The 13668-nt window shown below is 44.3% G+C and carries 14 protein-coding genes; all 14 read left to right on the plus strand.

Annotation, left to right across the window (positions count from 1 at the left end):
* Positions 1-87 precede the first annotated feature (87 nt).
* The 14 genes from H589_RS0112070 (at position 88) to H589_RS0112135 (ending at position 13588) form a co-directional block, all read left to right on the plus strand.
* Positions 88-1389 (plus strand): two-component system response regulator, encoded by a 1302-nt coding sequence (locus H589_RS0112070; protein WP_245577138.1) that lies wholly within the window; start codon positions 88-90, stop codon positions 1387-1389.
* A 575-nt stretch (positions 1390-1964) separates the two neighbouring features.
* Positions 1965-2342 (plus strand): NADH-quinone oxidoreductase subunit A, encoded by a 378-nt coding sequence (locus H589_RS0112075; protein WP_027722255.1) that lies wholly within the window; start codon positions 1965-1967, stop codon positions 2340-2342.
* Complete coding sequence (locus H589_RS0112080; protein WP_027722256.1) at positions 2321-2857, plus strand: NADH-quinone oxidoreductase subunit B; 537 nt, start codon at positions 2321-2323, stop codon at positions 2855-2857. Before H589_RS0112075 ends, H589_RS0112080 begins: the two co-directional genes overlap by 22 nt.
* Positions 2857-3393, plus strand: coding sequence for an NADH-quinone oxidoreductase subunit C (locus tag H589_RS0112085; RefSeq protein WP_027722257.1), 537 nt, complete (start codon positions 2857-2859; stop codon positions 3391-3393). The genes H589_RS0112080 and H589_RS0112085 overlap by 1 nt, the downstream gene beginning before the upstream one ends.
* A 108-nt stretch (positions 3394-3501) precedes the next feature.
* On the plus strand, positions 3502-4653 hold the full coding sequence (locus tag H589_RS0112090; protein WP_027722258.1) for an NADH-quinone oxidoreductase subunit D: 1152 nt from the start codon (positions 3502-3504) through the stop codon (positions 4651-4653).
* 12 nt (positions 4654-4665) lie between these two features.
* Complete coding sequence (nuoH, locus tag H589_RS0112095; protein ID WP_027722259.1) at positions 4666-5637, plus strand: NADH-quinone oxidoreductase subunit NuoH; 972 nt, start codon at positions 4666-4668, stop codon at positions 5635-5637.
* A gap of 11 nt (positions 5638-5648) precedes the next feature.
* Positions 5649-6245, plus strand: a complete 597-nt coding sequence (locus tag H589_RS0112100) for a 4Fe-4S binding protein (protein ID WP_027722260.1) — start codon at positions 5649-5651, stop codon at positions 6243-6245.
* The gene (locus tag H589_RS0112105; protein WP_211225343.1) at positions 6242-6757 is read left to right on the plus strand and encodes an NADH-quinone oxidoreductase subunit J family protein; all 516 of its coding nucleotides are present in this window, start codon (positions 6242-6244) and stop codon (positions 6755-6757) included. The genes H589_RS0112100 and H589_RS0112105 overlap by 4 nt, the downstream gene beginning before the upstream one ends.
* Complete coding sequence (nuoK, locus tag H589_RS0112110; protein ID WP_027722262.1) at positions 6757-7065, plus strand: NADH-quinone oxidoreductase subunit NuoK; 309 nt, start codon at positions 6757-6759, stop codon at positions 7063-7065. The genes H589_RS0112105 and nuoK overlap by 1 nt, the downstream gene beginning before the upstream one ends.
* A 4-nt stretch (positions 7066-7069) precedes the next feature.
* Positions 7070-8563, plus strand: a complete 1494-nt coding sequence (locus tag H589_RS0112115) for a monovalent cation/H+ antiporter subunit D family protein (RefSeq protein WP_027722263.1) — start codon at positions 7070-7072, stop codon at positions 8561-8563.
* An 11-nt stretch (positions 8564-8574) separates the two neighbouring features.
* Positions 8575-8835 (plus strand): hypothetical protein, encoded by a 261-nt coding sequence (locus H589_RS0112120; protein ID WP_035076011.1) that lies wholly within the window; start codon positions 8575-8577, stop codon positions 8833-8835.
* On the plus strand, positions 8825-10597 hold the full coding sequence (locus H589_RS0112125) for a Na(+)/H(+) antiporter subunit D (RefSeq protein WP_027722265.1): 1773 nt from the start codon (positions 8825-8827) through the stop codon (positions 10595-10597). The genes H589_RS0112120 and H589_RS0112125 overlap by 11 nt, the downstream gene beginning before the upstream one ends.
* Positions 10598-10612: 15 nt before the next feature.
* A complete protein-coding gene (locus tag H589_RS0112130) occupies positions 10613-12148 on the plus strand; it encodes a complex I subunit 4 family protein (RefSeq protein ID WP_027722266.1) in 1536 nt (511 codons plus the stop codon).
* Positions 12149-12166: 18 nt separating this feature from the next.
* The gene (locus tag H589_RS0112135; protein WP_027722267.1) at positions 12167-13588 is read left to right on the plus strand and encodes an NADH-quinone oxidoreductase subunit N; all 1422 of its coding nucleotides are present in this window, start codon (positions 12167-12169) and stop codon (positions 13586-13588) included.
* Positions 13589-13668: the final 80 nt, after the last annotated feature.

The raw sequence follows: 13668 nt of genomic DNA on the forward strand, positions 1-13668 counted from the left end.
TCAAGGGTAAAAAATAATACATAATGCTCTTAAACATACTTTAATCTTTTATTGAAATGTATTATTGAAAAAAATATGGAAAATTCTTTGAAGATACTTATCGTTGATGACAATGCGGTAAATCTGACTTTGCTCGATAGGTTGCTTAAAAATGAAGGGGCTGATGTATATAAAGCTCTTACCGGAAATGAGGCAATTGAGATCTGCAAAGATAATGATTTTGCATTGATTTTACTTGATGTTCAAATGCCAGGGATGGATGGCTATGAAACAGCTAAAGCCATTAAAGAAATTGAAGAATGCCGATTAGTTCCGATAATTTTCTTAACAGCTATCTATAAAGATCCTACTTATGCCCGTATGGGGTATGAGGCCGGGGCTGTTGATTTTCTCACTCAGCCCATAGATCCTGCTACATTGCGAGGCAAGGTCGGTGTTTTTCTTGAGCTTAAACGGCAAAAGGATTTGCTGGAACGTGAAATAACACAGCGCATCCGGATTGAGCGCGCGTTGCGAATAGCTGAGGAAAAATACCGTAATATATTTGAAAGGGCTGTAGAAGGTATTTTTAGGTCTACTTTGAGTGGGGTTCTCAAAGAGGCGAATCCAGCTCTTGCCCGTATTCTTGGGTACGATACTCCAGAAGAAACCATTGCATGTGTTAATACCATAGAAGCTTTTGCAGAACATGAAGAACGAAACCAGTATCTTAAATCATTGATGAGAGAAAAATCACTCAACGATTATGAGTTTCAGGTTAAGCGTAAAGATAATTCTCTTATCTGGATTTCTGAAAGTTGCAGATTGTTCGAGGAGAATGGTGAATTTTATATTGAGGGAGTCGTAGAAGATATTACACATCGTAAAATCTGCGAATTTGAGTTGCAGACTCAAGCAACAGTTGACGCATTGACTGGAATTCCGAACCGTTATTTGTTTTTTGATCGGCTGAATAAATCTATTGCCAATGCCGGTAGATTCAGTGAGAAATTGGCTTTATTGTTTATAGATTTGAATAATTTTAAATCTGTTAATGATCAGTACGGACATCATACAGGTGATATGCTCCTTGAAAGGGTAGCCAGAAGATTACAGGCTCGGTTGCGCTCTTCGGATACTTTTGCCCGATTGGGAGGTGATGAATTCTGCGTGCTTCTTGAGCGTCCTTCCGGGCGTGACACTATTGCCACTGTGGCTACTGAATTTATTTCCTGCTTGAGTGAGCCATTCAATTTTGGTGGAGTATCCTGCTCTGTAGGTGCATCAATAGGCATAAGCCTTTTTCCTGAGGATGCATCTATTGCAGAGGAGTTGGTTAAACGTGCTGATGAGGCTATGTATAAAGTTAAGGATGAGACGGATAGAAATTATTGTTTTTTCTCTGAGTAAGATAATTTTCAGGCATATTATTACTGTATCTATTTGGCGGTGAGGCCAATGCTTTTTTTAAGGTGTTTTTGCTGTTTTGAGTGAAAACACCTTTTTTATGGGCTGTTTATTGTCAGGAATGATATGAATGATAGTTTGTATCGATTTGATACATGAAGATGCCGATAAATGGTTTTGTGAAAAAAAATGCTAGTTAAAAAACCTTTACACGACTGCATTACATCGGTTTCTAAGCTATGTGTGTCAAAATTTTTCATTGAAATCCACTTGTGTATGATTTGATTTGTGTTAAAAGTAGGTCACTAAAAGCAAATGGCTGTCTCAGTGTTGTAATATACTGTATTTTAAATTTAAAATAATGTGATTTTTTTAACAAATTATAGTTTTAAACTGTATTTAACCGGGGAATTATTTTGAACTTCTTGACACTGTAATAGTCGGGTGCGATAGGTTTAATTAAAAAATAATGCCTGTTTTTATTTTTTTCTAGGGTGTTAGTTCTTCAAAATCTTACGTTTTTAGGTTAGATGTTTGCATCGTGTTATTAAATTGAAAAAAGTAAGAGAGGTAAGAGAATGGTTTTTACCTGGCTCCAGTTTGCCATCTTCATGTTTCTCATAGGTGGACTTCTTTTTGCTGGTGGTCCGCTGATTTTATCAGCTGTTGTAGCCCCAAGAGCAAAGGGGGGGGACATGGGCATGTCTTATGAATGCGGCATGAAACCTCATGGACGAGCCTGGAATCAGTTCGGCATCAGTTATTATGTTTATGCCTTGCTGTTTCTGGCATTTGATGTGGATGTTCTCTATCTCTTTCCTGTTTCAGTCTGGTATCCCCATGCGGTAGGAATGGAGGCATTTGTTGAGGTGGCAGGATTTCTTTCTGTACTTGCTGTAGCAATTATCTATTTTTGGAAGAAAGGAGTATTCACATGGCCCCGCAAGATCTCCTAACACCCGGCGGACATAAGATCGATGACGGTCTTGTCCGGCTGGAATTGGCTGAAGATGCAATGAATATCTGTCGGTCGATGTCTTTATGGCCTATGACTTTCGGTCTTGCCTGCTGTGCTATTGAAATGATGGCTTGCGGTATGGCCCGGTTTGATATGGCCCGGTTCGGTGCAGAAGTTTTCCGGCCATCTGCCCGTCAGGCTGACCTTATGATTGTCGCTGGAACGGTTACTAAAAAAATGGCCCCTGCTGTTGTTCGTCTATATGAGCAGATGCCTGCTCCAAAGTGGGTGTTGGCTCTTGGAAACTGTGCAATTTCCGGTGGTCCATTTAAGTTTAAGGGGCAGTATGGAATTGTAGAGGGAGTTGATAACCTGATTCCTGTCGACGTTTATGTCCCCGGTTGTCCTCCGCGTCCTGAAGCTTTGCTGGAAGGTTTGTTCCAGATTCAGGAGAAGGTAACCGGTAAACGGTGGTGGCCCGTTCCCGAAGCTTTAGAGAAGGAGAATTTCTGATGCAGGTGGATGAAAGATGGCTTGGCTCTGTGACCCCGCTCATGGTCGGTAGATCCGGCTATGAGCGAACTGGAATTAATTATAACTTTTTTCTGTCCTCCAACGATATCTCTTCCGCAGCAGAATCTATGCTCGCCAAAGAATATCATTTAGAAAATATAGATGCCCTTGATGTAACCGAAGGGTTCCTCATCACATATCACTATGCACATTTCGAACAGCCGGATCGTGTGGCCCATCGGGTGCTTCTCCCTAGGGATAAGCCTGAGTTGCCGACTATTTCTGCAATTTATCAGGGGGCAGACTGGCATGAACGTGAGTGTAATGATTTTCACGGGATAATTTTCAGCGGCCACCCCAATTTGATTCCACTTCTGCTGGACCCTGAGACACCTAATGGTGTGCTTTTAAAGAATGACAAAAGTCGTAAACCTCTGCGGGATTTAATCGATCCCGGAAAGGTCCTTTTTAAAATAGATGACTTTAGTCTCTTTGATGAAGAGGTGGAGAAACAACCTGAACAGAATGATACCTAGTTAAATAAATTTAACTAGGTAATCCAGAAGGGGCAGCCCTTTTGGCCGCCGGAGGCGAAATCATCTGTCAAAGCGCAAACCGCATTAAATCAAAAACGGCAGGCTGTTATGAATACATTTCTTGAAGGTGATTTTTACACCAACCATTTTGAGAAGGGTGCTGAAGAAAACACCATGATTCTCAACATGGGACCGCAGCATCCATCCACCCATGGTGTTTTGCGGGTCATCCTCGAATTGGACGGTGAATATATCGTTCGTGCAGAGCCCATTTTAGGCTACCTGCATCGTATGCACGAGAAGATGGCTGAGGTGAAAACATGGGTCCAGTTTATGCCTAACATGGGGAGGGTTGACTACCTGCATCCTCTGGCATGGAACCATGCTTATGTCGGCGCAGTTGAAAAACTTGCTGAAATTGAAGTTCCCGAACGTGCTGAGTTTATCCGGGTGATAACTTCTGAATTTAACCGTATTTCATCCCATTTGCTCTGGTGGGGGGCTTATCTGCTTGATCTCGGTGCTTTTACTCCGATTATGTACGCTTTTGATGATCGTGAAATGATTATGGATATGATGCAGAAGTGTACAGGTTCAAGGCTTACTTACAGCAATTTTCGTATTGGAGGAGTGTCACACGATATTGATGCTGCTTTCGTTGAAAAGGCTAAAGCATTCGTACCTTATCTTCGCAGTCGACTTCCTATGTATAAGGATCTGGTTACCGATAACGTTATTCTTCGTAAACGTATTGAAGATGTAGGGCACATGGATAAAAACATGTGTAATCGTTACGGTGCGACGGGGCCTCTCATCCGTGGAGCAGGGGTTAAGCATGATACTCGTGTTGCAGAGTCTTACTCTGTCTATGATCGTTTTGACTGGGAAGTCCCTGTCTATCATGAAAAAGATGCCATGGCCCGTTATATGGTGCGCATGGAAGAAATAGAACAGAGCCTTAATATTATTGAACAGGCTCTTGAGCAGCTCCCTGAAGGGGAACATATCATTAAAAAGAGACCTAAACCTACATGGAAAGCTCCTGCCGGAGAGGCTTATTTCGCCGCGGAGAGTGCTCGAGGTAAGGTTGGTATTCATATTGTGAGTGACGGAAGTAAGATTCCATACAGAGTTAAACTTCGTGCTCCTGGATTTTCAAATTTAAGCCTGTTCGCTGAATGTGCGAAGGGTACGATGCTGGCTGATGCTGTTGCCATTCTCGGCAGTCTGGACATGGTAATTCCTGAAATCGACAGGTAGAGAGGAGTGTTTATGTCTCAAATACCCGTTGAACTAGTGAAACTGGTCATAGCACTGGTGGCAATTGCCGCATTTGTTGGGCTGAACGGGCTGGTTCTGGTTTATCTCGAGCGTAAGATTGCCGGGCACGTTCAGCGCAGACCCGGTCCTTTTGAGGTTGGTCCTCATGGACTCTTGCAGCCGCTTGCAGATGCGGTAAAACTTATCGGAAAACAACTGTTTACTCCTAAGGGAGCTGATAAAATCCTATTTTGGATGGCTCCAGTATTATCTTTTTTTCCGGTATTGCTGCTTTTCCTGCCGATTCCATTCGGTCCGGTTGCTACCGGGATGGAAATGAATCTCGGTCTGTTGTTAATTCTGGCATTTTCCGGCTTGAACGTACTTGCTTTATGTCTGGCTGGATGGGGCTCCAATAATAAATGGGGTATACTTGGAGCGGCAAGAGCTGTGGCTCAGTCCGTTGCATATGAAATCCCGTTGCTGCTATCCGTGCTGGCAATTGCATTTCAGACCGGAAGTTTGAATCTTTCCGTAGTTGTTCAGGGGCAGGGCGGATGGCCATGGCAGTGGAATGCAATGGTGCAGCCTCTTGCCTTTATCATCTATTTCATAAGTGCCTTAGGTGAAACAAACCGTGCTCCTTTTGACCTTCCTGAAGCGGAAAGTGAGCTTACCGCTGGATTCCATACTGAGTATTCCGGTATGGGCTTCGGTCTCTTCTTTCTTGCTGAATATGCCAATATGATTGTTGTATGTTCCGTTGCTGCTGCCCTTTTTCTGGGTGGCTGGCAGGGGCCATTCTTTGATGGCAGTTTATGGTTTCTGTTAAAGGTTTATGTTCTTCTGGTGGTCATGATCTGGCTTCGCTGGACTTATCCGCGAGTACGTTTTGACCAGCTTCTGAATATCAACTGGAAATGGCTCATGCCCCTGGCTCTGGCCAACCTCTTCATAACTGCATTTGTAACTAAGCTTTTCTAGGGGCGTGAAATATGAGTGCAATTAAAAAGATATGGGAAGATGTGGCTTCACTTTGGTCTTTGATCGTAGGACTGAAAGTCACAGGTAAAAACTTTGCCGATAAGCAGATTACACTGCACTATCCCCGTGAAACCGTGAGTGAGGCTCAGCTTGAAGGATTCCGGGGGCCGCTGGAACTGATCGGTAAGCCTAAGAATCCGGCGAAACCCAAATGTATTTCCTGCATGATGTGTGTCACAGCATGTCCCAGTAAATGCATTACTGTGGTTAAAGCAAAGGCTCCAAAACTTACTGAGGAAGAGCTTCAGGCCATGAAAGAAGCGGAAGAGCGCGGTGAAAAGGTAAATAAACCTAAAGCTCCTAAAGAACCTGCAAAGTTTCTTTATGATTATTCGCTCTGCTCATTGTGCGGGTCATGTGTTGAGAACTGTCCTGTTTCTTCACTGAAATATTCGTCCCACGTGTATTTCACCTCCACTAATCGCAAAGATTTCAAAATGGATCTGCTGGAACGACTGGATAGACAGGCTGCACAAGCTGAATCATTTGTCGAAAGTCCCGAAGCTGCTGTTGAAACATCAGAAAATTCAACAAGGAAAGACTCATGATGGAATTGCTGGCTAAAATCGCTTTTGCTGTCTACGCCATACTCATTCTGGGCGGCGGGACCATTGCTGTAGGAGCACATAGTCTAGTCCGAGCATTGGTAGGTCTTATCTGCTCACTGCTGGGCGTGGCGGGAATGTATATGCTCATGGCAGCTCCGTTTATGGCTTTCATGCAGATTCTTATCTATGTGGGAGCTGTCTGCGTACTTATTTTCTTTGCCATCATGCTTTCACAAGCTGATGCTCAAGGCATTGAATCCGGGACACGCAGACCTGGTAAAGCTGCACTGTCAGCTCTTACTTTTATAGCTCCGGTTTTTGTAATCGGTTTTATACTTGTTAAATTTCAGCCTGCGTCCATCAGCCTTCCGGTTGAGGTCCCGCTGATTACTATAGGTAAAGGGCTGCTGGAAGACTATCCGGTTGCTTTTGAGCTTATTTCGGTTGTGTTGCTGGCAGCTATGGGCGGAGCTGTTCTGCTGGCCTTTGAAAAGAAAGGGAGGAAAGTATAATGAGTCCTCTTTTAATGTATCAGCTTGTGGCTCTTATGCTGCTGGCAATAGGTTTGTACGGCATTGTCTGGCGTAAATCATTTGTGGGTATGCTGATATCTGTTGAACTCATGCTGAACGGGGCAGGGCTATCTATTGTTGCGGCAAGTCAGCTTACCGAAGCAGGCAATTCAATAGGTCAGATAGCCGCACTCTTTATTATGGGACTTGCCGCAGCTGAAGCTACATTGGTTCTTGCAATCATTGTGGTTGTGGCAAGACGGTTTAAGTCTGTTGAAACAGATGCAGTATCAAGGCTGAAAGGTTGATCATATGGCAGTTAATACTGAATTCATAACAAGTTCGCGTGTCTTGATCCCGCTGGCAATCACCTTTGTTGCTCCGTTCCTGATCTGGTTTTTGAGGAACAATATCAACAGACGTGAGGGAGTTTCTATCTGGGCTGGAATACTGACCTTTCTGTCTGTACTCTCAATGGTGCCAGATGTGCTTGACGGGAAAATCCTTAAGTATACTTTGTTCACAATACTTCCGGGCATAAATGTATCATTTATTGCTGACGGACTTACTTTTGTTTTTGCACTTATAGCATCATTACTGTGGGTTTTCGCAACCAGTTATAATATCGGTTATATGCGCAGTATGAATGAGCACGCGCAGACCAGATACTATTTCTGTTTTGCAGTTGCTATTTTCGGCGCAGTTGGTGTTGCTTTTTCTGGTAACATTTTCACCCTTTATCTTTTCTATGAAGTGATTTCTGTATTCACCTATCCTCTAGTTGCGCATCATCAGGATGATGAGGCTTTTTCCGGAGCAAGGAAATACATGGTCTACCTCATGGGAACGTCAAAACTTTTTCTGCTTCCGGCAATGGTACTTACCTATGTGCTGGCGGGAACTCTGGATTTTCATCTGGGTGATGTCGTACAGGGGATTTTCCCTCCGACAGCAGATCCGACTCTGGTTACAATTACTTATGTCTTATATATTGCAGGTCTGGCTAAAGCTGCTCTTATGCCGTTTCATAACTGGCTTCCTTCCGCGATGGTTGCACCTACGCCGGTTTCAGCTTTGCTGCATGCCGTAGCAGTTGTTAAAGCGGGAGTTTTCTCGGTGTCCCGTATAATCCTGTCCGGTTTCGGTGTGGACCTCATGGATAAACTGGGGCTTGGCCTGCCGACTGCTTATCTTGCGGCTTTCACCATTGTGGCGGCTTCGCTTATCGCCCTCACCAAAGATGATATTAAGGCCAGACTGGCTTATTCAACTGTCAGTCAGCTTTCATATATTATAATAGGTGTGGCAATGCTAACACCGGAAGCAGTGCAGGGCGGGCTTATGCATATTGCTCACCATGCGTTTTCAAAGATCACTTTGTTCTTCGGGGCAGGGTCTATCTATGTTGCAACCCACCTTAAGAAAATCAGCCTTATGGACGGGCTTGGACGAAGGATGCCGTGGACCTTCGGAGCCTTTGCAATCGCGTCACTGTCTATGATCGGGGTACCACCTGTATGTGGTTTTGCCACTAAGTGGTATCTGGTCAAAGGGGCTGTCACAATAGGTCAATGGGGGCTTTTAATAGCTTTGCTGGCAAGTACTTTGCTTAATGCCGGATATTTTACTCCAATTATCTACCGTGCCTTTTTTAAGGCTCCGGCGGAAGGGGCAAATATTGAGCAGTATAAAGAAGCTCCCCTGTGTATGGTTATTCCTTTGTTTACTACGGCTCTGATCTCCGTCTGGCTCGGATTGTATCCTCAGACGTTCCTGAACTTTATTAACGTGTTCGGCAAATTCTAAGGAGAGTCCCCATGAGCAATAAATTCGGAAACTGGTTCGAAACCCAGCGCACGAAGAATCTGGGATTCTGGAAGATACTGTTTGCTGTCTTTCTTGTTGTGCTGGTGGTACTCAATTTCTTCATCCATCCCCATGAAGCTGAATATCATTATGATATTTATCCCGGCTTTTGGGAGGCTTTTGCTCTGATTTGTTCAGTGGCAATGGTTTTTCTGATGAAGGTTTTAATTCAACCTTTTCTTGTAGGACCGGAGGAAGGCGATGACATTTAACGGTTTCCTTCATCCCGCATTGGCTTTTATAGCTCTGGCAGTGGCGTTGCCTTTCTTCAGAGGGCGTCAGTGGAAATGGCTTTTGCTGATTCCTCCAATTATAGCTATTGTGGTTGTGTTTACTGCAACTATGGGCAATTTCGGGATCATCCCGTATCTGGGCAATACTCTGATTTTAGGCCGGGTGGATAAGCTTTCGCTGGTTTTTGCCAACGTTTTTGCAATTCAGTCTCTCATAGGCATGATTTATGCTTTGCATGTAGATGACAAGGCGCATCATGCTTCGGCGGCTCTATACGTTGCCGGGGCTTTCGGTTGCGTCTTTGCAGGTGACTACCTGACTTTGTTCATCTTCTGGGAGCTTATGGCTGTAGCATCTACCTTTCTCGTCTGGCTGCATCGGACAAAGACTTCCACTGCTGCCGGATTCAGGTATTTTCTATTCCATATGCTGGGTGGACTTTTTCTGCTTGGCGGACTTCTGCTCAGATATTCTGAGATAGGAACTTTTGCTTTTCTGCCTGTAGATCCTTCATCTGTACAATATTATGACTGGCTGATTCTTATTGGTTTTTGCGTTAACGCAGCTGTTGTACCTTTGCATGCATGGCTTCCTGATGCTTATCCCGAAGCAACTGTTCCGGGCGCAGTTTTCATGTGCGCCTTTACTACCAAGACAGCGGTTTATGTTCTGGCAAGAGGATTTGCCGGGGTATATGTATTGGCAGTAGCCGGTACCATCATGGCTGTTTACGGTGTGTTTTACGCGTCTATGGAGAACAATGCCCGCAGGATTTTATCCTACCACATTGTTTCTCAGGTTGGTTACATGGTTGCCGGTATAGGAATCGGTACGGCTATGTGTCTTAACGGGGCAGTAGCTCATGCATACGCACATATCCTGTATAAGGGTTTGCTTTTCATGGGAGTGGGTACGGTGCTTTACGCTGTCGGTTCTGCTGATCTTGATAAGCTTGGTGGACTGGTCGGTAAAATGCCTTGGGTTGTACTACTCTATATGGTCGGCGCAGTTTCCATTTCAGGTATGCCGTTCTTCAATGGATTCATCAGTAAGACCATGACCATCACCGGAGCAGCTGAATCTCATCATACCCTTTTAGCAATCGGTCTTGAAATTGCCGCAGTGGGTACGTTCCTTTCGGTTGGTATCAAGCTGCCTTATTTCGCTTTCTGGAATAAGCCGGCGCCGACGAATATTAAACTGAACCCCATTCCCAAGAACATGTATGTGGCAATGGGGATTGCAGCCACATTATGTTTTGCCCAGGGTGTGTACCCAAAGATGCTTTATGTACTGCTGCCATTCCCCGTTGAGTATGAACCATATACTCCCTGGCATCTCCTTCAGGCCGCTATGCTCCTATCCTTTACCGGAGTCGGTTTCTGGATAATGCGTAAGGTTATCATTCCGCATCATGGTCGTAACCTCGATTTTGACAAGCTTTATCGTTTTATAGGTAACCTTGGTATTCGGGCTGTCTGCCGTCCTGTCGCATGGGTGGATTCAATCTGGACCACTGTCTATCGTGTAATAGGTCTTAAGTGGCTCATGGATTTGGCTGCCGGATCATCATGGTTCGATCGTAATGGAATTGATACTGTTGTAGACGGCACTGCATACACAGTGAGAAATATAGGCAGGACTGGTGCAAAAATACAGACAGGTAGATTACAGGATTATCTAGGTCTGGCTGTGTTTATTGCGCTCTGTATTTACGGACTTGTCTGGTACTTTGGATAAACTGGAGAGAATTCAATGCAAGAAGTAGCTTATCCGGTTCTGACCAGCTTAGTGTTTTTTCCGCTTTTGGCGGCCTTCGGACTGTTTTTTCTCCGGGGTGACAACACTGTGCGGATATATACACTGGTTGTGTCAGTCATAGAACTCGCACTCTCGTTTCCGCTTTTTGCCGGATTCAAACTTGAATCCGCAGCTTTCCAGTTTGTGGAAAGGGCCACATGGGTCTCGAGATGGGGAATTGAATATTATCTGGGTACTGACGGTATCAGCTTTTTAATGGTGATACTGACTATCGCCGTGCTGCCGTTGTGTGTACTCTGTTCATGGACATATATAACCACGAGAATAAAAGAGTTTCATTTCTGTCTGTTGTTCATGACAGCAGCATGTGTGGGAGTCTTTACCTCTCTTGATCTGGTTCTGTTTTATGTTTTTTGGGAAGCAATGCTTATTCCCATGTATCTGCTCATTGCAGTATGGGGTGGTCCTGAAAAGAAATACGCATCTCTTAAGTTCTTCCTTTACACTCTTGCCGGTTCCGCTTTGCTTCTGGTTGCCATCGTAGCCTTCAGAGTTGCCGGAGGAACATTTGCCATTCCTGAACTTATGGAAAAAACATTTTCATTCGGATTTCAGTTCTGGGCATTTCTGGCTCTTGCACTGGCTTTTGCTATCAAGGTTCCCATGTTCCCATTTCATACATGGCTTCCAGCTGCACACGTTCAGGCTCCTACAGCAGGTTCGGTTATTCTGGCTTCTGTATTACTTAAAATGGGAACTTACGGGTTCTTGCGTTTTAACCTGCCTTTGACTCCAGCTGCCAGTGAATACTTTGCTCCGTTAATGATAGCTATTTCTATAGCTGGCATTATCTACGGCGGTGTTGTGGCTTTGGGACAGAACGATATTAAAAAAGTTATCGCCTATTCATCCGTGGGGCATATGGGCTTTGTTACTCTTGGAATATTCCTGTTCAATCTGCGTGGGCTTGAAGGTGCGCTTTTCCAGATGCTTAACCACGGTATCACTACCGGCGGTCTCTTTATGATGATCGGGGCAATATATGAGCGAAGTCACAGCCGTGAAATTAGCGATAACCTTGGACTTGGCAAATACATGCCGGCCTACATGTTCTTCTGGGGATTGTTTGCTCTATCATCCTTCGGTTTTCCGGGGACCAACAGTTTCGTAGGTGAGATTTTGGTTTTCGTAGGTGCATTTGAACAGAATCCTTGGGTTGGAGCTCTTATGGTTCCAGGCGCAATGGTTGCTGCTGCCTACATGCTTCGTATTTCACTTAAATTGGCTTGGGGAAGGCCTTCAACATGGAAACAATGGTCTGACCTTAATAAACGTGAATGGACTTATCTACTTATTCCTGCGGTATTTGTTTTTTATATTGGTTTGGCTCCGGGGCTTTGTTTCAAAGTTATGGATGCATCATTGGTTAAGCTTTCAAATGATGTTCAGACAAAGTCAAAGCTGGTTAGTATCGAGAATGAAAAACCGCTTGAAATGGCTCTCAATTCCCTTAAGGGAATAGTGAAATAAGCAACAGGAGTTATTGAAATGAATGTGAATCCATATCTTTTCATGCCGGAACTGTTTACGTTCCTGATCATTGCCCTGTTGTTTGTTCAAGCAGTGGGTAGTGTAACTATGCGTGAGAAAGTTGGCGTCTGGCTCCCGATAATGTCAGGAATAGGTGTGGTGGTCGCCCTATTATCTGTGGGGCAGGAAGGTCTTGTTTTTAAAGGGGCCTATCGTGTTGACCCTCTTTCTCAGTTTTTTAAGGTAGCAATAGCTATCGGTTATTTTATTACGGTACTAAACGCTTCACGGCAGCCTACGCTTGAGAGAGAGAAAAGATCAGATTACTTCCTCTTTCTGGCAATGAGTACATGGGGACTCATGATGCTGGCTTCATGTGTTGAGCTGATCTCTATGTATCTTGCTTTGGAGTTATCCTCGTATTCTCTTTATGCAGTAATTGCACTGCGTTCCAAGAGTAAGATGGCAGCAGAGGCGGCTGTTAAATACATAATGTTCGGAGCCGTGGCGACTGCCCTTGCTCTGTACGGCTTCTCATACATTCTTGCTGGAATGCACACTACATATCTGGCGGAGCTTGTTCAAAAGACTTGGACTTTTGAAGCCGCACCAATGGCAGTAACAGGTATGGCCCTGTTCCTTGCCGGAATGTTTTATAAGCTGGCTTTGTTTCCATTTCATTTCTGGTGTCCAGATGTATACGAAGGAACCAGTAACGAAACTGCGGCTTTTGTAGCAACTCTCCCTAAGCTTGGTGCTGTTGTTATACTTATCCGTCTTGCAACCATGTTCAAGCCCGGCTACGACATTACGACTTTGCTTGCCGTACTTGGTGCATTGTCTATGACCTTTGGTAATCTGGCCGCACTGGTGCAGAAAGATGTTAAGCGTATACTAGGTTATTCATCTGTAGCCCATGCCGGTTACATCATGATCGGTTTAGTGGCAGGGACAGCAGAAGGTCTTGCTGCTGCATCTTTTTATGCCCTAGCTTATGTTGCCATGAACCTGACTTGTTTCTGGGTTGTAAGTAGGGTTTCTGTTGATGGTCGTAATCTGCAACTTGATGATCTTAACGGTCTGCATAAGCGTGCTCCTGCTTTGGCTTTTGCTCTTGCAGTTGGAGCGTTTGCTTTAGTCGGTTTACCTCCGATGGCCGGTTTTATGGGTAAGTTATTCCTCTTCTCGGCAAGCTGGAATCATGGGTACAACTGGTTGATTATAATCGCAGGTATTAACACTGCCATTTCTATTTATTATTATCTCGGAATGGTAAGGCATGCTTATACTAAGGATGAGGATGCTGAAGTGCTTATGCCGGATGCCTCAACATTCAGTTGCGTTGGAGCTGTTTTCTTATCCATTCTGGTTCTTGGTCTGGGTCTTATGCCTTCAAATATATTTGATTTTGCATTGCAGGTAGGGACTATCATGCCTTAGCAATATTTAATTCATTATATACGGACCTTTTCTTAATGTTAAGAAAAGGTCCGTCACTCCTGAAAAAGCCCCTGTAAAAT

Source organism: Maridesulfovibrio zosterae DSM 11974 (genome assembly GCF_000425265.1).
In the GTDB taxonomy this organism is placed as follows: domain Bacteria; phylum Desulfobacterota; class Desulfovibrionia; order Desulfovibrionales; family Desulfovibrionaceae; genus Maridesulfovibrio; species Maridesulfovibrio zosterae.

Bases quoted from the DNA above. Each gene is read 5' to 3' on its own strand.
- H589_RS0112075 (WP_027722255.1), top strand. From the start codon at position 1,965: ATGGTTTTTACCTGGCTCCAGTTTGCCATCTTCATGTTTCTCATAGGT.
- H589_RS0112080 (WP_027722256.1), top strand. From the start codon at position 2,321: ATGGCCCCGCAAGATCTCCTAACACCCGGCGGACATAAGATCGATGAC.
- H589_RS0112085 (WP_027722257.1), top strand. From the start codon at position 2,857: ATGCAGGTGGATGAAAGATGGCTTGGCTCTGTGACCCCGCTCATGGTC.
- H589_RS0112090 (WP_027722258.1), top strand. From the start codon at position 3,502: ATGAATACATTTCTTGAAGGTGATTTTTACACCAACCATTTTGAGAAG.
- nuoH (WP_027722259.1), top strand. From the start codon at position 4,666: ATGTCTCAAATACCCGTTGAACTAGTGAAACTGGTCATAGCACTGGTG.
- H589_RS0112100 (WP_027722260.1), top strand. From the start codon at position 5,649: ATGAGTGCAATTAAAAAGATATGGGAAGATGTGGCTTCACTTTGGTCT.
- H589_RS0112105 (WP_211225343.1), top strand. From the start codon at position 6,242: ATGATGGAATTGCTGGCTAAAATCGCTTTTGCTGTCTACGCCATACTC.
- nuoK (WP_027722262.1), top strand. From the start codon at position 6,757: ATGAGTCCTCTTTTAATGTATCAGCTTGTGGCTCTTATGCTGCTGGCA.
- H589_RS0112115 (WP_027722263.1), top strand. From the start codon at position 7,070: ATGGCAGTTAATACTGAATTCATAACAAGTTCGCGTGTCTTGATCCCG.
- H589_RS0112120 (WP_035076011.1), top strand. From the start codon at position 8,575: ATGAGCAATAAATTCGGAAACTGGTTCGAAACCCAGCGCACGAAGAAT.
- H589_RS0112125 (WP_027722265.1), top strand. From the start codon at position 8,825: ATGACATTTAACGGTTTCCTTCATCCCGCATTGGCTTTTATAGCTCTG.
- H589_RS0112130 (WP_027722266.1), top strand. From the start codon at position 10,613: ATGCAAGAAGTAGCTTATCCGGTTCTGACCAGCTTAGTGTTTTTTCCG.
- H589_RS0112135 (WP_027722267.1), top strand. From the start codon at position 12,167: ATGAATGTGAATCCATATCTTTTCATGCCGGAACTGTTTACGTTCCTG.